Below are 21,284 nucleotides of genomic sequence, written 5' to 3' on the forward strand. Positions count from 1 at the left end.
TTTAAATTAATCAAAAGTAGTGCATATTAAGATACTTAAGGGTATTAGAAATTACTTTTATCGTCTAAAGATTTGTTCTTTCTATAATTAAGAGAAATTATACAATTAATCATCGTAAAATACGTATATTGCAGATAGAATTTGCGCATTGCTCGCTTTCCATTCTCGGCTAACTGCATCACCCACATTGACTAACAAATAGTTGTAAAAGTTAGCAAAACTATTAGACGTAAGTTTATCGTCAAGACAATTACCATTCTGGTTTATTTACTTTCGCAGTACCAAAAGCTTTTTCACCTCTGCAATCGCCTTAGCTGGATTTAAACCCTTGGGACATGTATTAGTACAATTCATAATTGTATGACACCTATACAAGCGAAAAGGTTCATCGAGCATATTCAATCGCTCCTCTGTTTGCTTATCGCGGCTATCCGAAATCCAGCGGTAAGCCTGTAGCAACACTGCTGGACCGAGAAAACTTTTGCTATTCCACCAGTAGCTCGGACACGCGGTAGAACAGCAAAAACATAAGACACACTCCCACAACCCATCAAGCTTATCGCGTTCCCGCGGAGACTGCTTGTGCTCTTTGGCAATAGAATGTGGTTTATCAACTTGTAACCAAGGCTTGATAGAAGTAAGCTGTTCGTAGGCTGATGATAGATCTGGAACTAGATCTTTAATAACTGGCATATGCGGTAGTGGGTAAATATAGACGTCACCTTTTATATCAGAGATCGACTTTAAGCAAGCAAGTGTATTAGTTCCATCGACATTCATTGAGCAAGAACCACATATACCTTCGCGACAAGAACGGCGAAAAGTTAAAGTTGTATCAATCTCGTTTTTAATTTTAATCAGTGCATCAAGTACCATCGGCTGGCAATTATCAAGATCTATCTCATAAGTATCTAACCTGGGGTTGGGTATTTTATCAGGGTCATAACGATAAACTTTAAAATTCTTAATTCGAACTCCCCCTTTTCGCGCTTTATAAGTATGACCAACGCTAATTTTTGCATTCTTGGAAAAATTCAACCAGCCCATCAGTACATTTCCTTCATTTATTAGGATATTAGGTTAGAGGAGATCAGTTAATAAACGCGATCAACAGGTGGGATTACTTTTACATCATCCGAAAACGTATGCATGTGGACTTCGCGATAAGCAACAGTAGTTTCATTTTTACCGTTTAACCACATAACCGTATGTTTCATCCAGTTTTCGTCATTACGATTAGGAAAATCCTCATGAGCATGGGCACCTCTGCTTTCTTTACGTAAGAAAGCAGAGGTGAGAGTAACAATTGCTTGACTCATTAAATTATCTAATTCCATCATATCAATAAGATCAGTGTTCCAGATTAACGATTTATCGTTAACACTGACGTTAGATATCAGACTAGCTACCCCCTTCAACTTTTCTCTACCTTTATCCATGAGCTCCGTGGAACGAAACACTGCAGCATGTTTTTGCATTGTGCGCTGCATACTAAGCCGCACCTCGCCAGCACGCAAATCTCCTTTTGCATTACGAATACGATCAAGACGTGCAATTGCCCTATCCGAAGCATCTTTAGTGATTGATTTATGAACTTTACCAGGCTGTAATATATTAGCAATACGATGGGAAACGGCACGACCAAATACGATAATGTCTAGCAGAGAGTTTGTTCCTAATCGGTTCGCTCCGTGCACTGATACGCAAGCTGCCTCACCAATTGCCATAAGACCATGGACTACACAGTCAGAATTTTCTGCGCTTGGATAAATCACTTCTCCGTGACAGTTGGTCGGGATTCCTCCCATATTGTAGTGAACCGTTGGTAATACTGGTATAGGTTCTTTAGCAATATCAGAGCCAGCAAAAATTCTAGCTGTTTCCGATATGCCAGGTAAACGCTGTTGCAAAACATCTGGACTAATATGCTCCAAGTGTAGCATAATGTGATCACCATTTGGACCAAAACCACGACCTTCATTAATTTCAATAGTCATAGCTCGACTAACTACGTCGCGAGAAGCTAGGTCATTAGCTGTTGGCGCATAGCGCTGCATAAAGCGCTCACCATCAGAATTTGTCAGATATCCCCCCTCACCACGTGCACCTTCTGTTATCAAGCATCCAGAACCATATATTCCAGTTGGATGAAATTGTACAAATTCCATATCTTGTAGTGGTAAGCCGGCACGCAATACCATTGCATTACCGTCACCAGTGCAGGTGTGAGCTGAAGTGCAAGAAAAGTAGGCACGGCCATAACCACCAGTAGCCAGTACGGTTTGATGTGCGCGAAAGCGATGAATAGTACTATCTTCTAAGCACAAAGCCATAACACCAACACACTCATCTTTCTCACTCATGATAAGATCAAGGGCAAAATATTCGATAAAAAAATCGACTTTATTGCGTAGTGACTGCTGATATAGGGTATGCAGAATTGCGTGACCGGTTCGATCTGCAGCAGCGCAAGCACGTTTAGCTATTGATTTACCGTGATTTAAAGTATGACCACCGAACGAGCGCTGATATATTTCGCCATTCTCAGTACGCGAGAATGGCACACCAAGATGTTCCAGCTCGATAACAGCTGGGATAGCATTACGACACATATACTCAATAGCATCTTGGTCACCAAGCCAATCGGATCCTTTAACGGTATCGTACATATGAAACTTCCAGTTATCCCCTTCACCCATGTTATCAAGTGCTGCACCAATACCACCCTGAGCAGCTACTGTATGGCTACGGGTAGGAAAAACTTTAGTAATACAGGCAGTCTTTAAACCTTTCATAGAAATGCCTAAAGTTGCCCGAAGACCAGCGCCTCCTGCACCAACCACAACTACGTCATATTGGTGATCAATAATTGAATAGGAGTTCATGACATTAACGCCCTAAAGCAATTTTTAATACAGCGAATATTGCAGAAATCACTACAAAAATTAGTGCGCATTTCATTAAGACTAGTATTGCAAGCCTTGCGCTCTTGGTATGTACGTAATCCTCAACAATCACTTGAAGACCAAGTTGAGCATGATAAAACGATAAGATGATTAAAGATATTAAGGTTATAGCTACTGAAGTAGAACCGATCCAATCTCTGGCACTAGCGTAGTCCATTTTTGTCAAACTTACCACAGAAATCACGAACCACAGGATAAAAGGCACTAGTACTATGGCAGTAATTCGTTGCATCAACCAGTGATGCTTGCCGCCTTTAATATACTCCATATGTTGTATTTGCTCCAAATATATACTTTAAAATAAACTTTAACATCAGTCCGTGTGGCAATTTATCTAAATAACTGTTGTCCTTAAAATGATTACAAAGATCCAGGTTATAGAAGTTAGTAGGACTGCTATAGACAAAGTAATCCATCCAGACTTATACACATCCTCTAAACGAAACCCGTAGCCAGCATCCCAGAATAGATGTCTGATGCCATTACATAGGTGATACATAAGCGTACAAGTAAAAATGAATAAAATTAGTATGCCTAGCCAAGAAGTTAAGAACTTTTGAACCTTATCGAACACCTCTGGCCCTACGGCAGCGGCAATTACCCACCAAACTAGCAATAAAGCACCTGCTACTAGTGCAACTCCTGTAGCGCGATGGCAAATCGACATAACACTAGTAAGCTGAGGCTTATAGATTTGTAAATGTGGCGAGAGAGGGCGATTGTGAGTTTTCATTATTTTAAAAATCTCATAGCTGGGAAATGTTTGACTGCTTTTAAATTATATAGCTAGAAAGTAATACTGCAAATTACTTAAATATATCTTTATAACCTGGAGGGAAGCGGCAATATTAGCTTTTCCATACTTGTTCTAGAGATTAATCTTTTTAATAAAAAATCTTAATTAAGTTGCAAATCTCTTAAAAAATTTAAACATTTGCGCATGGATGCCTTCGTCGTATTTTAATTTTTATGAAATGTCGGTATGTATTAACTTAAGCAACATCTGTTCTTGAGCATGATGTTCAGTCTGCCATAATATTACGGTTAAAATCAAGCTAATTTGATGGAGTAAAATACATAGACTGCAAATTTTTGCATGGAATCATACATTGCTCTATGTATTGAGGAGTTAAATAAATGCGGCAAGAGCAACCAGTAGTACTGAGCTAAGAGTTCTAAGTCATAAGGCTGTTACAGAATTTTTCTTAATCTTAAAGTTTTTTAAGAAAGGCTTATGGTTAATTTTTGCTTGCTCTTAAATTGCAAATACTGAAGAAAGAATAAAGTTAAATATTAGTTTTAGTACTAGATCGATTAGAGTATCATTCATTAGTTAAAACTAGGATATATTTAGTAAATAAAAATGATCTTAGTAGGTTTTGTATTAAACACACTAAATCTTTAAAACAAATATTTTGAGTTATACTAAAAGTATCAAATTAGTTATGCAGAAATATTAATCATTATAGAGCATTAGTCTATTCCCCAGTTTAATAAAGTTATATCGAAATAATTTTGCATTAACACAAAAACACTTTGAGATTCCTCTAATAAGTGTAAAACATTATACTAAAAAGGGAAGATTATACCTAATGCATCCATATTTCTTAGTCTATATTTAACAATTTTAGAATGATAAACCCCATCAGTTTAATATGCCCAGCGATAAGTTTTGTTTATTAGGATTAATAGTTTCGTGAAGTTCTCACTAGCCTGTTTTTAGGTATTTAATTATGCCCAATACAAAAATTGCTGCACATAAGTTATTTTGCAAATCTATCGCGGCAGTAGCGATTTTAAAAAATTATTCGCTTCAATCTGAAGTTATTGTTGCTATTTTAGAGCCTTGTAATATACTTAAGGTAATATTAATATACTTAAGGTAATATATTAATCCGGCAAAAGCTTTAATTAAATCGTAGAGCACAAGTTATGATTAATGTAGTAAAATAAGGCATATCAATTTTGCTTGAGTTTTACTTTAGTTAATGTTATAATTCACGTTTTTTATAAGTTAGCGGATATTAATCCAGTGATTCGAAGTAATAGTCTGTTCAGTATGATATAAATTGGTCGGTAAATTTTAGCTGACTTTTACTTCCAATAGTTTATGTTTTCATGTATTTGACTTTTATTAGCAGTTTTTAAGTTCTCATACTTTTTGATAAGCTATAGCAAAGTAAACTTGGCGGATAATTTATACTTAATTATTAAGTATACTTATATTATAAGTTAGAGTATTTACTAAGGTTATTAACTTCTTGCTTGAAGATCAAATTTTGGTTACCTTGATGGGGTATGTAACTCATATTAGCATTGAGTTATTCAATAGTTGGAGATCCACTAGAATTTAAAAATTTTGAGTTGCTTAATTTATCAATGAATAAATGATTATGACTCTGTTTAGCAAAACGCGTATTTGAATTTTTATTTTTGTTCAAAGGTAAAATTCAAATTGAGCATGAGAATATCTTCGTATTAGCAGTAGAATATTAATATATTTTGATTACTGATTAAATTGTTTTGCTTATCGATTAAATTTCTTCGCTACGTGCCCCTAGCTTTGTCGTTCTTTTGCTTGCCAACTTATAGAGTAAGTATAAGTCGAAGAATTTTTGTTTAAGTGCAATATTAATTTATGCTAATTAAAAATGAGGAGTTTTTTTCATTCCTAGCGTAGTTCCCAAAGAAGTTGTTTCAAAACTAGAAACTCATAGGCCGATTATTTGTTCCAGAAGTCATGGTCGAATTATCCGTCTAGACCTTAATGAAGGTGCACTTGGTCCATCACCAAAGGCTATAAAGGCTCTGTCTGGAATAGGCTCAAAAATTCATACTTATCCGGCTGAATCCACATCGGGACTTGTTGAGGCAATAGGAGTGAGATATAGAATTAATGATCCTTCGCGAATAGTTTTAGGATGTGGCTCGGATGAGCTGATTCGTGCGTTAACGCAAGCATATTTGGAGCCGGGCGAAGAAGCAATCCATACTCAATATGGCTTTTTACAGTTTCCCACAGCAATTAAAATTGCCGGTGGCATACCAGTATCGGCGCCAGACAATCATTATACCGCAAATGTAGATGCGATTTTAGAACGTATTACTAGTCGCACCAAGATTGTATTTTTAGCAAACCCTAACAATCCGACCGGTACTTATCTCTCAAACAAGGAGTTAAAACGTCTGCGTGTTGAACTACCTCAGCGAGTTTTGCTCGTTTTGGACGCAGCTTATGCCGAATATGTTCAGATACATGATTACAGTGCTGGGATAGATCTGGTGGAACAGAACGATAATACAGTTATGTTACGTACTTTCTCTAAGATGTATGGCATGGCAGGATTACGTCTTGGATGGGCATATTGCTCCGCTGATATTGCTAATACCCTTTATGCGGTAAAACCCCCTTACAGTGTAAATACTCCAGCATTGCTGGCAGGAGTTGCGGCTATAAATGATTTAAAATTTCAGAAAAAATCCGTAGACCATAACGCAGTATGGCTGCCTTGGTTACAGAATGAATTTAAGAAGTTAGGCATGAAGCCTTATTCATCTGTTGCTAACTTTTTTATTATCCGCCTACCTAAACAAGCAAGAGAATATTTAGCTAAACGCGGGATCATAGTACGCAGCATGTCTGACTATGGTAAACACGAGTTTATTCGTATATCCATAGGACTAGAAGATGATAATCGCGCTGTGATTCAAACTATGGTTGATTTCTTCAACGGAATAGAGGTATGAACAAAAGATCTCAGATTAAAATTTTTTATGTTCTAAGATATCTGTATTGGCAAAATTAATCTCTTATTGGATCTATAAACAAACTTTTACATAGAGTGCCTAAATATAGTTTGTTTACTCATAAATTTGCTAGCAAATTTAACATTTAAAGACTCTGAAAGCTTATTGAGCTCACAAATATATTATATTTGGCTGATACAATTTAACTGAGTACTTTATACAAAACTTTGCTAGCTTACCGAGTTGAGCTAAGGTCTAGTGCATACTAGAGTTGATGTGCGATTTTACCATAAAATGATTGTGTGTAAGATGCTAACATTAATATCTGTAGATAAGCAAGTGCAGACTACATATTAATAAAAATCTTTTCGTATCTGATTAGCATCAATAATAATTTTTTAAACTATATAATAACTAACTGGTATCTACTTTTATTTTGATTGTTAGCTGGAAAACCTTTTATCTGAAGGCATTGCCGCTAGTACGTAGCAGCTTCTTATAGCTGATGACATATCAGTCATACCAGTATTAGCCAGTGGTAAAAAGTAGATCAAATAATATTAGAAATAATGAATGAGATATTAAGCATTTTGTATAAGAACTTACTTGCGCTCTTTTAGATACGAAGTGCATTCGCAGTAAGTATCTATCACTAATCGATGATAGGCTAAAAACCCTTGTCAAGAAGAATATATTGGGCTTTGTTTCTTCTAATATACTACGATTAATCTATGTGATGAACGGTATAAAGTCTTGTGATTGTTATTTTAGTTAATTAACTAACTGAATCTAAAATTCAGCTTTTATATTAAAACAATCAATGATTTTAAACCCATGGGATTATTGAGTATTTACTTACTAGTATGGCAAAAACTTTTTCTTCATTTATTTTATCGATACTCGAAAGCAACCGTCAATCAACAAGAGAGGAGTACTATTATACACCATTTGTTTTATTGGTAATTGTAAGCAACAATTGATTTTTTAAGCAAAAATATATCCTTTTAAATATAAAATGACATTTCTTATATATTGATATAAAGCTGTTTAATTAAACAGTTAGCTTAACGTTTATATATTGTCAAAGCACAAAGACATTATAAGTCAAGTTTATTATTATTAACGTTTAATTATCGGTGMTTCTATACCGCATTATAATTTTTGTACCATACTCTGATTATTCCAATGAATACATCAAATTTCATAGCATTAAACTAAGATAACCTTAATAGTACAATACTATTAGTTAATAAAATTATTTAATAGTTTAGCGTCAATTTATCTTTGTACAAAATTAGCTATTCGCTAACTTAGCAAGTATTTTGTCTGTAAACGATTAAACTTATTCCTGTGACTATTTGTCTGATTTTATTCGGAGTTCATATATTATGAAGCTCTGCTTAAAGTATTCTTGAGCAAAAAATATGCTTGAATATATTGAATTAAGTAGTTAATTAAAGCAATTAATATGCTAAAACTTTTTAAGCGAAAAAGATAAATTGTCATTTTGATATGGTATAGCTAACATATTATAGTTTTTTATATTTTTTAGTGACCCATAGCTACAGCGGAAAAACTATATCAATTCTTGCAATTTGATTTAAAAAATCAAAAAACATAAAACTTTCTATGATTTAAATTTTAGCATAATGGAAAGTCTAACTAAAAATATAACATTGGTTAATAGTTATATAACCAAAAATAGATCTTATCGATTAATAAGATAATCCTAACTATGCCAAATGACGTCTTTTTCACTTGAGTATTATAATTTATATGCATTATCAATGCAATAGCTTTGCTATTTGTCTACATGCATGCGACGCATTCTGGTCAAATTTTGGATTAGCCACTACAAATTTATATACAAAAAGATTAAAATTACGTGTATAATTATTCCTTGGTTTGTCTACATTCTTCTTAATTTAAAAGCTAATTATCGTACCTGAAAAATACTATTATGCTGAATTAATACTGGATAGATTTATTAATCCGATTACCATACCTAAGTATGCTACAAAAATTGTTGCAATTGACGAATGTTCTCTCTTGACTGCGCTAAAACTCGTGAAAGTTTGTATTTTATATGCTAATATTATAGTTGGTTAGCTATAGATCTACATGTTGGTAATACTTATGTTAAATTATTATACGATAAAAATTAAAAGTGTATATGAACTGTCATCAAGCAAGCTATTATAAAAAATTAATATAACGCTAATTTTACTTCCTTAGTTAACTGGTATAATTAAGAAAGCACTGTTGATAACGATCACAGTCAAATAAGATTTTTAGTCTTGGTATCTGTAAATATGTACAAGTGTACAATTAAATATTGCTTTTCAGCTTTAATCTAGAAAAACTGACAAGTTGATGCTAATTTAATATAGCATTCGCCAATAGCAAAACAGTAATAACAAATGTTAAACAGCAATAATTAAATAAGTTAATACACACTTTACTTCAAAAATAATTTAACTTTTTTATGTTTAAGCTGACATCGAGATACTAGCATCTTCTGGTATGCCAAGTAGTAAATTCATGTTCTGCACAGCGGCACCGGAAGAGCCTTTGCCAAGATTATCCAGACGCGCAGTAATTACTGCGCGTCTGGTATTATCGTCAGATAATACAAATATTTCCATTAAATTAGTGCCGTTTAGTGCTTGCGGATTTAGCTCTTGCAATTTTGTTGTCTCAGTAAGTGAAGCGACACGTACAAAGCGACTGTTATTATAATGTTCTGATAAGATTTCATGAAGTGATCGTGCAGTAGGTTGTCTATCTATCTGCCATAAAGCTAACGGTACATTGACCAGCATGCCCTGCGCGTAATTAGCAACTGCTGGCTGAAAAATTGGCGGATGAACGAGACCAAGTCGGTTGGTAATCTCTGGCACGTGCTTGTGATTTAGGTTTAACCCGTACTGCCAGAATGGGTCAGGCTTATAGTTCTCTGCAGCTTCTGATTCATATCTTGTGATAAGAGATGTGCCCCCTCCAGTATAGCCAGATATTGCATTAATTGTAAAAGGATAGTCGATTGGTAGCAAGCCAGCCTTGATTAATGGCGCAAGTATGCCTACAGCGCCTGTGGCATAGCATCCGGGGTTAGAAATACGATTGGCCGTCATGATGGCTTCACGTTGACCTTCCTTAAATTCTGCAAAACCGTAAACCCAACACTCATCGGTACGATGCGCGCTAGAAGCATCAATTAACTTAGCATTTGATTTTTTAGCAATTGATGCTGCCTGTCTAGCAGCTTCATCTGGCAAGCATAGAAAAGCAATATCGCATGCATATAGCGCTTCAATCCGATACTTAAGATCCTTGCGCTGTTGATCTTCCAAGGATATAAGTCCTATGTCATTACGAGCAAGCAATCGCTCACGAATTAGCATACCAGTCGCACCGGTATTACCATCAATAAATATCTGTGGAACGCCCATAAATCAATCCAATACTTTAAATAGTATAATATATAAAAATCATCCTAACAGGCAACAAGCTTTGTAAGTTTACATTAGTATAAGCATAAACCTATTCTTAGTTAGACAATCACCTGTTATAGCCATCATTATAGAAATTAATTAATTTTTAATCGAAAACGAGTTAATATTTATTTATAAAATAATAACTCGTTTTCGATTAATAAATGAATAAAATTGATAATTTATCAAATTAGTTAATTTTAAATTGAGCAAATAAAAAAGTTTATTCTACTTAGCTAAAGAGTAACGATTAGTTATATAGTTTCTATATTCTCAAAAAAATATCTTTAGAGGGCTAAGTGCAAAATAGTACCATTAATTTCTAATGTAATATGCTTAATTTACATTAGTTGGCGAAAGTGTGGCGTATAGGATTATGTTAAAAGTCAATCTTGTATTTGTAATGGTGGCTAAATGGTAATATCAACATTTGATATTAATGTTAATAGAATAAATGATTGCCTGAAGAACATAATCTACCGCAACTAGTATCAAGTAATTTGCTTTGGATTCGTTAATTTGCTCACTACCTGAAGTAACGGATTAATATTCAAGTAATAATTGATAATAATTATCTTTTAGTTAGAGGACAGAACAAAAAATGGTTATATGTTACTACCTTTTTAGCCCATATGTTTATATTACTTAAAAACTTTTTCCAAAGTAGAGGCGTAACAAAAATTACCTTTGTAGGTTTACTAAAATAATTTAATTAAATTTTAGGCTCATTTAATAATTAAATGCTTTTGACCTAGGAGGTGTTTAATTTGCAAATAACTATATTATTTCAATATAACTATATAAATATGAAAATTACTAACATACTGAATTTATAATGCCACCATTATACTAAATAGGATTATAGCAATATGCTTATTGTTATTTAAAACTCATCAAGCAAAAGTTGCTATTCTAAGTAACTAATTATTTCAGCCCACGAACTATATTAAGCGGTGAAAAAGCCTGAGCTCCCGCCATAATCTCAATCCTATTTATGTTGATGTTTCGTGGTCGAGAGACTGCCCAAAATACTGCATCTGCAATATCATCAGGCTTGATCGGACTAACATCTCTATAGATGTCTGCTGCTTTTTTTTTATCGCCCTTGAATCTTACTTCAGAAAATTCTGTTTCTGCTAAACCAGGTTCTATATCAGTGACATGAATGTTTTTGCTAACTAAATCAGCACGTAAATTTAAAGAAAATTGGCGAACAAAAGCCTTAGTAGCGCCGTAAACATTACTTCCAGGATATGGCCAGTAACCAGCGATCGAGCCAATATTTACCACATGCCCACTACCCCTTTTTACCATCTGAGGTAATATTGTACGAGTACAATATAGAAGACCTTTTATATTAGTGTCAACCATCAGCTCCCAATCTTCAATACACACTTCATCGGCATCCATCATGCCGAGTGCTAAGCCAGCGTTATTAACTAGAACGTCAACTGGAGTAAATACATCCGGTAAAGCACATACCGCTGCGGTAACCGCATCAAGATTGCGCACGTCTAGAACGATACTATGGCATGGGTTTAGCAAATTTTGCTTCAATGTTTCTAAGCGCCGGCTGCGCCTACCTGAAATCACTGTATACCAACCTTCTGCATCAAACCGCTGAGCAATCGCTTTACCAAATCCACTAGTTGCTCCCGTTATAAATACTTTTTTCGCTGTACAGATCATATTTTTAATTTAACTAAAGCACTTTCATTGACTTTTTATTAATTTAATTTGCTTTTATTCTAAAAAGCAAGCAAAAACTTTTAACTAGGCTTTGTTTAATTCATTTTATCGATCAGCAATTTATTATTCATAGTGCAAAAGAATTTCCAGAGCTAATACGCATGGTAATCTCCTATCTATTTATAAAAGTAAGCACATACCTCTCCCATAAGCAAAGCAAGCATACTTCTTAGTCTGTTATTGTATCTTACTAATTTGCAATCTTGCTTAGTGCTCCATTTAGGTAACTTAGCTTTTCTCAAGTATTGTCAAAAAAAATACGTTTATAGTTAAAATATTATGTTATAGTATACATATATCTGATAAAACAATATTTACTATGGCAAGTATGCTACACATTAAATTGATGGAAATATTTAGTAAATGTATTCTAACACTACAGATTAATATTGTTTAGTCGTCTAAAAAATCCAATTTTTATGATTGATAAGTAAATCATCAAGTAGCACCTATTGATATAAATCATCGTCTATACTCAATAAATATTAATAAATATTTTTCCCTCATATAATTCATCATGCTTGATTACTTTTATTAAAGTAAAGCTAAAATATACATTAATATAACCTTCAAGCATAATTTTAATGTATAAAAAGCTTCTCCCTTACCATAATTCAATATTTATTCTTAATCTAAATTAGCATTAAAAACAACAGTATCTGTATGCTACAATAAAGGCGATTATAGCATCTATGACAAATAGATTTTTGTAAGCTAATATATTTAATCCATTAATAAAATATTAAATTTTACAGTAAAAATTAACTGTATTGTATTTTATTATCCCAATAAATTTTTTAAGCGTTGAAATTTTCAATTAGTTAATGTATTGTTAGAATATGTAAGATATTAATTTTTACTGCTAAATTAATTTAGCTGTCGCCTTTTGATCAATTTCCATATTGGAAATATTCACGCTAATTATTAATAGTCAACGTTCTAAAATGATTGTCTATATTTATGCTTTTAAATTAATGCAAGGATTTTTTATAAAAAATATTGCATTCCAGCAATTTTAAGATTGTGCAGAATAGTTCCACTAAAATTAAAATAAAGTGTAGAATAAGTGTAATGTTATATAAGTGATCTGTCTATCATTGAATTTACGTATCATTAAATAATTCTCACTCCGTTATTTGGCGGCTTAATGCATCTACTAAAGCTTTAATACTCCCTGCATTGGCTTGAATCACCGAAGTGTATTCTTGACGCTGAGTAATGCTCATACTCATGCCCTCAATAATAACATCAATAATTTTGAAAGTAGAATTGGATTTAGCTACTACCCATTCCAAGCGAACCCCTTCATTGTTTTTTGGTGATACAATCCTACTGGAGACAATGTCAAACCGACCATTTTTACGAATACCATAGATTACCAATCGTTGACCGAAGTATTGATCTAGTTGGCGCGCGTATGTATAAACAATATTTTTGGCAAAAACTTTAAGATAAGCATCCCACTCAGCTTGTGTAGCAGTTTGCCAATATTTTCCTAACAAAAACTTTCCAATTACGGGCAAGTCAAAGTACTTTTGTACAAGCTGTTCAAATTTATCGCGACGCTCGGTTTCGCTTAGATCAGAGTAAGACATCAGAATAATTGCTTTATCGGCAAATTCACTAACTGCAGAGCTGGCATCAAATGCAGCCGTAGCTATCGAGGATGGCCAAGCAATGAAAGAAAATAAGATAAATAATCGAATGAGTTGGCTCATTTAGTAATCAACTAGTGTTGTAGATTAGAAAAATGGTAAAAATTCTACTAAATTTAGGCTAGTATTAACTAAACAAGATAATCTGTATTATCTAATGTAGATTATCTTGTTTAGTTTTATCATTCTCTTTTGCTATAATTAATCGTCGGATACCTGAAATTTCTCAAAATTTCATTATGGTTTTTTTTATTAGTACATGATTTCAACCGAAGAGAGATTATTTTTGATTAACAAATTACGATGCTGTTTATATATAGCACGGATTCGTGCGTAATAGTCTATCGAGGTCTCTTTAATGTTTTTTATCTTTTGATAATTTCGAGCACGAAAATCGATTACTTCACCAACATTCCGTGTAGCTTGAAATCTCATTTGTTTGTCATTACAAACTATAATATGTTGAGTTGGGTCCATAAAATAGTCAGCTAATAAGCCACTTGCGTCACGCAAATTTGATGGTCCAAGAAGAGGTAAAACTAGATATGGACCGTCGTATACACCCCACACTGCTAAGGTTTGACCGAAATCTTCTGGCCATCGCTCTAAACCGAGGCCAGTAGCATTATCGACAAGGCCAAACATTGGAGAATTGGCGATAAAACGGGCTGTATTATGTTCTAAAGCCGTAAAATTTCCTTGTAGGGCACTGTTTACAATATATATGGGAGAGCTTAACCAATCGAGAAAATTGTAAACAACTTCGCGTATTGGTGCAGGAATTACACTCTTGTATGTATATGCCGTTGGCCGCAAAATCACAGTGTCGATAACATCGTTCATCGAGAATACTAACCGATTAACTGGCTCAATTGGATCGCTAACAAATTGATTGTTGAATTTTTCTTGAGATGCACAGCCGGCAAGTAAAAATAATATGAATGTTTTTTTTATACTTAACCTAAGCAATCTCTTTTCACCGTAAGAATAAAATTTAGCAACAAATAATCCTCATTTACTTTCGTCGAATTGATTAACGATTAGGATAATAACGCAACTTTTAATTTTATCATTAATACGGGTAAATTATCTAGGGTTACAGTGTTCAAGCTAAAGAAAAAATACGTACATTATAGAAAAATATTAATTTTCATAAAAAAGCAGCAATTTTTGACATACTAAATAAGCGAATATGATAATTATATCGCTTGTATATGAGCTGTTAAGAACGTAGTAGCAGAGTTTTATCTGCTGTTTTGATCAAAACGTTTAGTTTATATTTTTTATTTAGCCTAATCAAGTCAGTACTTTGCTCATCACAAAATCAATCTTCGGAAGATATTATTGCGCAGAGCATATTTTATTATTCTGTGATCGCATTTTGGTAATTATTCTGTGATCGCATTTTGGTAAATGAATATTACTAAAAATGATTGGATGTATTGCAATTATAGGGCAGCATTTTTATGGAAATCACAGTTTTTATTTGGATGCTGCAGCAAATCAAAATTTTTAAAAATTAGGTGAGTTTAAACTTATAGATAAATTTAGCAATATGATGCACTTAATAGCTGATAGAACAAACTATCGTAATTTTTGTTATAATTTATTTAAATTCTAGATCATTAATATATTTATGCTGAGTTATATTGGTGCGCATTATTTGCGATTTTTTAAAATTTTTACCGTATACTACTCAAGGCTCTGAAATATTAGCCTTTAGGTTGTCATTTCTAAAAAACATGAAGATTACTTGGCATATTTGAGGGTTGAGCTTAAGATCTTTTTAGCTCCTCAAATATCAGATACGTAATTACACACATCCAAATTAACCACAGATTATCCCATATTTTATTAACCACAGATTATCCCATATTTTATTATAATTTGCGTATATCAGCTAAATAATTTTTCAGATTTATTGTATGCTTTTTAATAAGCACAAAAACAAATACAGTCTAATCTACAAAATTTAGACATGACTAGGAAAATGTTTTATCACTACTGTAGATTTTCGTTCAGCCAAATCGTAGATCAGGTTAATTTGAACATTAATGCTTTTGAGTAAATTTCTACATGATGGTAAAGCGCAATTCGCATTGAATTCATCTTTAATCTAAATATTTTTTGAACATAAAAACCATTCACAACTTTAATAACAAGATGAATAGCAGTAAATTTTACTTTTCATCAAAGTCAAATAAAGTTATAATGTGTTATGCGTTTCTTTAATAATTTTTAAATCGATTAAGATTGAGTTAAATACTTTTCGACTTTTTTGGTTCAATTTAAAAAATAAATCGTAACCTTCTTTGTTGTTTTTTTGCAGACGTATTGGCTAGAAATTAATGCAAGAAAATTTCTAAAATTATTTTATACTTTTAAATAAAAAAAAACAAAACAGCGATTTTCAGGATTGAGGATCAAAATAGAATTATTATACAATTCAATTTTTCTTTATAGTCTAGCAAAGCTAGAATTTTATAGATCATTGATGTGACTATTGTTTTTATCTGGATATTTCAGCTGGCTTTTTCAATTTTTAGCATTGGTAGATATTTACTGATACGCCTAATTGTCTGCAATATAAACAGCAAGTTCAACATAACTACTTTACGCGTTTAGCCCGCACTACTTTAACATAATATACATACTTTTTTTTCAATATTTTATTGAGTATTAACTGTTGTTTGATATTTTACATCTTATCATTTGTATATTTTTAGATAAAGCAGGGCGGTGCTATTTTATCCACTCAATAGACAAGTAAAATATTTAGGGGCTAAAGATTGTTTACGTAAGATTATATTAAAAATATTCACCAACTTAAAGGTTATTTTGATTAAGCGCAATCTAATAAATGTTAATAGTTTGTATTGAAAACAGCATTTCTAATTATCGTTGCACGATAATTAATTAGATAATTGTCTACTGTAATTCATATCGATTGGCTTTCGCCAAACTTGATTTATGGAAAAAAGTTTCACAAAAATTTATTAGATATTAAGGAATAAAATATCAATGCTAATTAGCAGAAATAAATTATTAAGTGCAGGATTCTGGATAAATAGATAGGAGTTTAATTGTTAAAATTAATCTTAGCAATGACACAAATTTGGTAAAGGAAAACAACATTCAAATCAATAACAGCTTTCGCCAATAAGAAATCTGCAGCTAAGAACAATAAAGTCTATCGATTGATTCATTAGCAGCATAGAAGGAGCTGTTCTTGGCAAGAAATATCAGATAAAAAATCTACGATTATTTAATAGCAACATTTGAGCAGCAATATAATAAAAACTTTAATTGGCGAGTATCTCAAATATCATAACGAATTATCAGATTGCATTGTGAAAAACTCTAAAAAAAATTTCACATTTTGACTATGAATAGCTTTTAAAAATATAAATGCGTCTACTAAAAAAACTTTAAATCTATAACACTAAATAAAGTATAAAACTATAATAATTATTTTTGCACATTTAGATAGACACTAATTTGACTAAAGCTATTTTCTTCTTAGTCTAACCCTGTCTCGCCTTAAAGCGGGGATTAGATTTGTTTATTACGTATACTCGCCTTTTACGTCTGACAATTCTACATGCTTTGTGACGATTTTTTAAAGTTTTAAGTGAACTTACAACACGCATCAAATTTCCTTTCAAAGTCCAGAAAAGGATAAATAAACATAATTTTTTCGATAATTAAAAATTGCCTTTAAGCAATCCCCATAAGAATTATGGACTTATTAATTATTAACAATAGAAATTATTAGCATAGCTATCCGGTATGATTACACAACTTTTGCGATCCCAATTAATCAATCTGCAGATTGCTCCTCCGGATGGATAATAAACGCCAGTGACTTCACCATAGCACTTCTATGATTTTTTATTAATTAAGCACGATCTATATTGTTGTAGTTTTTATTTTTTCTGATCTGAAAGTACATCTCTCAAGTAATCATTTTTATATAAAATATTTATCATTCAGCATAGCTTCAACTACATAGTGAAATCATTGTATTAATTGATTAACTTACTAGATAATCACAAAAATCAATAAGTTATTCGCTTAAGAAAGACGAATATTATCAATTAATCACTCGCACAACGACATATATTGGCTAGTTTACAACATCAAATGGTATATTTGCTTTTCTTATCATCCAAAAACATAGCAATTATCTAACGATACAATCGTATGATAATTGAATTAATTTTTTCATAGTTAACTTAAACAATAATTGCAAAAATCTCTAATCAAATTATACAACGACCCTAAATAATTAAAAGCTAATTTATTTAGTTAATAGCTTATCAGAATTACATAATATAACATTAAGATATTTTGGATAAAAAGTTGTCTTTAAAAATTGTGATTTATCTTTTTATATCCTATTATCTAGAGCAATTTATTTAGTTTGTAGTTGAACAAGTAAAAATTACAAAGTTAGATCAAAAGACATTATTGAGCTAAAAATATACGCAAGATTTATTTGGAACTAATACAGCCTCTGTAGGCTAATCATATCCGACTTCATCATAAAGCTGCTGAGCTAATGACTGATGTTCGCCAAGCTTAGATAAATTCATGATGTCTTGACGAAATATACCAAGTTTGGAGAGAGCACAGCTAATTCCTACACCTGGAACTACTGGATATTCGTCATTATCGGATGAAAAATATTCTTGTGCGCTATCGGAAGCTAGATATTCCATAAACTTAATAGCGTTTTTTCTGTTAGGTGCCGTGGAAATTACACCAGCGCCGGAGATATTTATATGGGCACCGGTCGTATCCTGGTTAGGAAATATCCAGCCAATTTTGGCGATATTATCCTTGTTTATACCGTCTACCTCGTTACGTAAGGCGCGAACAAAGTAGTAGGTATTAGCTAATGTTACTCCACATTGCCCAGAAGCAATAGCCCGAAGTTGATCTGTATCCGATCCTTGCGGACTGCGAGCTAGATTTTTATAAACTCCAGCAGCCCAATTTCTCGCTCCATCCCGACCAGCGTGCTCGATTTGCGCCGACATAAGAGATAGCATGTAAACATTTGAACTTGATCTTGTGCAAACCATGCCCTTCAAAGAAGGTTCAGCTAATGCGTTATAATTTTGAAGCTGTAATGGCGAAACCCGAGACTTATCATAAAAGATGATTCTTGCACGCTGAGAAAAACCGTACCATAGGCCGTCCGGATGTCTCAGGTGGACTGGTATTCGAGAATTGAGAAAATTAGAATGCACCGGTTGAAAGATACCCATACTACTAGCTCGCCAAAGTCGTCCAGCATCAACGGTTAACAGAATATCAGCTGGGCTATTACGCCCCTCGTTCTTAATACGCTGAATCAACTCATCAGCATCACCCTCAATTCGATTAATGACTATGCCAGTTTGCTTCTCGAAGTCAGAGTAGAGCCTTTCATCTTGATCATAGTGCCTTGAGGAATAAAGATTAATTTCTTCAGCAGCTAATACATACCGACTGATAAGACCATTGATACCACAGACAAATAGGAAGGCAAATATAGTCAATATTTTAAAGCGCCATTTTTCCAATTCCTTATTGCATTTTGCTTTCAATTCCTTTTGCATTTTGCTTTCTTCAAAATTCATTCATAAACTAAAGTGTTATCCAGAGTTAAAGCACTAAGATAAGTTAAAGCAGTAAGATAATCAGTCAAATGTCTGTGACTCACAGAAAATTTTCTATGCAACGATTATCGATTCACTGAGCAAAGACGATGTAAAGACGATGTATAATCACCCGTCCTGTAAAAGTTAGATATTTCACCACAAGTCCTAATTAGCAACACTACAAGTCCTAATTAGCAAATTAAAATCTAAAGATCAAAGTATTCTATTTCTAAGATCAAAGTATTCTATTAATAATCTCTATAATAATAAATAATTCTATAATAATAATCTCTATATCAATAATCTCCTCAATATCTAAATCTCCATAATCTCTAATCTAACATCGAACTAATTAACTAATCTAAATATCAGCTTATGTAAAATCTAACATATCAACTATGATTTTTGCTTGCTACGGTTGATAAAATAAACGAAGGCCGAACTAAGTACTGAATATATTAAGTACTGAATATATGATGTGACTATCTAAAATACAATGTGCAAGTTGGTACATGGAGAAATTCGTCTAGAAAAATTAAAATCTTGACTTGATATAATGAGGCTATAACTTGATATTAATGAGGCTATTATTACGAAGTATTGCTGCTATTGCTGCTATTATTACGAAGTATTGCTGCTATTGAAATAAGAATACTTTATAAAGTTGGAGATGATATATCTCAATTATTATTTGGAGATGATATATCTCAATTAATCTGCTTAACATCTCATTTAAAGGCTAATCTGCTTATTTTATATAGGCTAGTTATTTTATATAGGCTAGTTTGTTTTTTTTGATGGTACGTTGACACTGTATTCAAGATACGGTACGTTGACTAATGTAATTCAAGAGTAAAATAATACTATAGATCTGCTTCTCAAGTAGAGGGTTGTGGTTTTGCTCAGTTCTTGGATTGCAGCCAAACGTTTGTGGATATTTTCTCAATGCAAAAGTCATTGTTATTTGCGGGAAATTCATATGAAGCGACTTGTTATTGCAACCTGTGCTGTATTGTTGGAAGTTAGCACGATTGTTATCTTCGGCTTTTCTTTAGTATCAGCGCAAAGTCAACAGCCTATCTCTAAAGGTCAAAAGTTTATCTCTATAGGTACTGGTGGAGTCACTGGCGTTTATTATCCAACCGGAGGAGCAATATGCAGATTGATTAATCGGGATCGTAAAAAGCATGGTATACGTTGCTCTGTAGAAGCTACTGGCGGTTCGATTTATAACGCAAATATCATCCATGCAGGCGAACTCGAATTCGGCATAGTTCAATCGGACGTACAATATAACGCATACAATGGCAAAGGTAGCTTTGAGAATGTCAGTCCATTCAGGGAACTACGCAGCGTATTTTCTCTTCATGCCGAACCAGTGACTATAGTGGCGCGCAAAGATGCAAATATCAAAACATTTGCTGATTTGAAGGGCGCTAGAGTAAATATCGGCAATGCCGGCTCTGGCACACGCAATACTTGGGAAATTATAGAGCAGGCCCTAGGCTGGAAACGAAATGATTTAAGACTTGCTGCCGAACTTAAATCTGCCGAGACTGCTCAAGCTTTGTGTGATAATAAAATCGATGCAAATTTCTGGATGGTCGGTCATCCAGCAGCTATAGTATCCGAAACTATGTCAACTTGTGAAGCTAACTTGGTAAGTGTTGTAGGTCCTGTTTTCGATAAACTGGTTGCTGATCATTCTTACTATCGCAAAGCTACAATTCCTGGTAATATTTATCCAGGTAATTCGAATGATATCAATACTTTCGGTGTAGGTGCTACTTTACTCACTTCATCTAAAGTTTCCGATGAGGTTGTTTATACGCTTACCAAAGCCGTATTTAGCAATTTAGAAGATTTTAAGAAACTGCATCCGGCTTTTGCCACCCTCAAGGCCGAAGAGATGATTAAAGAAGCTTTATCTGCTCCCCTCCATCCAGGAGCGATTAAAGCTTATAAAGATCTTGGTTTGATGTAATCCAGTATGATGTCTTGCTTTCTCCATTTCGGCTTTGTTTG

Annotated in this window: 12 protein-coding genes; 2 read left to right on the forward strand and 10 right to left on the reverse strand. The window is 33.2% G+C overall.

Going from position 1 to position 21,284, the window contains the following annotated elements:
• Nucleotides 1-267 precede the first annotated feature (267 nt).
• The 4 genes from P856_RS02070 to sdhC form a co-directional block, all read right to left on the reverse strand.
• A complete protein-coding gene (locus P856_RS02070; protein WP_025300515.1) occupies nucleotides 268-1,047 on the reverse strand; it encodes a succinate dehydrogenase iron-sulfur subunit in 780 nt (259 codons plus the stop codon).
• Nucleotides 1,048-1,094: 47 nt separating this feature from the next.
• Nucleotides 1,095-2,885, reverse strand: a complete 1,791-nt coding sequence (sdhA, locus tag P856_RS02075) for a succinate dehydrogenase flavoprotein subunit (RefSeq protein WP_025300516.1) — start codon at nucleotides 2,883-2,885, stop codon at nucleotides 1,095-1,097.
• 4 nt (nucleotides 2,886-2,889) lie between these two features.
• Complete coding sequence (sdhD, locus tag P856_RS02080) at nucleotides 2,890-3,234, reverse strand: succinate dehydrogenase, hydrophobic membrane anchor protein (RefSeq protein ID WP_025300517.1); 345 nt, start codon at nucleotides 3,232-3,234, stop codon at nucleotides 2,890-2,892.
• 66 nt (nucleotides 3,235-3,300) lie between these two features.
• Nucleotides 3,301-3,699, reverse strand: coding sequence for a succinate dehydrogenase, cytochrome b556 subunit (gene sdhC, locus P856_RS02085; RefSeq protein ID WP_025300518.1), 399 nt, complete (start codon nucleotides 3,697-3,699; stop codon nucleotides 3,301-3,303).
• A gap of 2,018 nt (nucleotides 3,700-5,717) precedes the next feature.
• Between sdhC and P856_RS02090 the strand changes: the two genes are divergently transcribed.
• On the forward strand, nucleotides 5,718-6,713 hold the full coding sequence (locus tag P856_RS02090; RefSeq protein ID WP_227028697.1) for a pyridoxal phosphate-dependent aminotransferase: 996 nt from the start codon (nucleotides 5,718-5,720) through the stop codon (nucleotides 6,711-6,713).
• A gap of 2,489 nt (nucleotides 6,714-9,202) precedes the next feature.
• Here the strand turns inward: P856_RS02090 and argC are convergent.
• From argC to P856_RS02115, 6 genes are all read right to left on the reverse strand, one after another.
• Entirely contained in the window at nucleotides 9,203-10,165 is a 963-nt protein-coding gene (gene argC, locus P856_RS02095; protein ID WP_025300520.1) for an N-acetyl-gamma-glutamyl-phosphate reductase, read from the reverse strand.
• A 966-nt stretch (nucleotides 10,166-11,131) separates the two neighbouring features.
• Nucleotides 11,132-11,896 carry an SDR family NAD(P)-dependent oxidoreductase gene (locus P856_RS02100; RefSeq protein WP_025300521.1) on the reverse strand — a complete coding sequence of 255 codons (765 nt, stop codon included), beginning with the start codon at nucleotides 11,894-11,896 and terminating at the stop codon, nucleotides 11,132-11,134.
• A gap of 1,184 nt (nucleotides 11,897-13,080) precedes the next feature.
• Nucleotides 13,081-13,674, reverse strand: a complete 594-nt coding sequence (locus tag P856_RS02105) for an MlaC/ttg2D family ABC transporter substrate-binding protein (RefSeq protein WP_025300522.1) — start codon at nucleotides 13,672-13,674, stop codon at nucleotides 13,081-13,083.
• A 189-nt stretch (nucleotides 13,675-13,863) separates the two neighbouring features.
• Nucleotides 13,864-14,580 carry an MlaA family lipoprotein gene (locus P856_RS02110; RefSeq protein WP_025300523.1) on the reverse strand — a complete coding sequence of 239 codons (717 nt, stop codon included), beginning with the start codon at nucleotides 14,578-14,580 and terminating at the stop codon, nucleotides 13,864-13,866.
• A 2,555-nt stretch (nucleotides 14,581-17,135) separates the two neighbouring features.
• Nucleotides 17,136-17,261 carry a type B 50S ribosomal protein L36 gene (ykgO, locus tag P856_RS04190; RefSeq protein WP_081713427.1) on the reverse strand — a complete coding sequence of 42 codons (126 nt, stop codon included), beginning with the start codon at nucleotides 17,259-17,261 and terminating at the stop codon, nucleotides 17,136-17,138.
• A gap of 873 nt (nucleotides 17,262-18,134) precedes the next feature.
• Nucleotides 18,135-19,157, reverse strand: a complete 1,023-nt coding sequence (locus P856_RS02115; protein WP_227028690.1) for an extracellular solute-binding protein — start codon at nucleotides 19,155-19,157, stop codon at nucleotides 18,135-18,137.
• Nucleotides 19,158-20,151: 994 nt separating this feature from the next.
• Between P856_RS02115 and P856_RS02120 the strand changes: the two genes are divergently transcribed.
• Nucleotides 20,152-21,243: a TAXI family TRAP transporter solute-binding subunit gene (locus tag P856_RS02120; RefSeq protein WP_227028691.1), complete on the forward strand. Its 1,092-nt coding sequence runs from the start codon at nucleotides 20,152-20,154 to the stop codon at nucleotides 21,241-21,243.
• The last annotated feature ends 41 nt before the right edge of the window (nucleotides 21,244-21,284 follow it).

It is taken from the genome of Candidatus Endolissoclinum faulkneri L5, assembly GCF_000510265.1.
Classification (GTDB): Bacteria; Pseudomonadota; Alphaproteobacteria; order Thalassobaculales; family Thalassobaculaceae; genus Thalassobaculum; species Thalassobaculum faulkneri_A.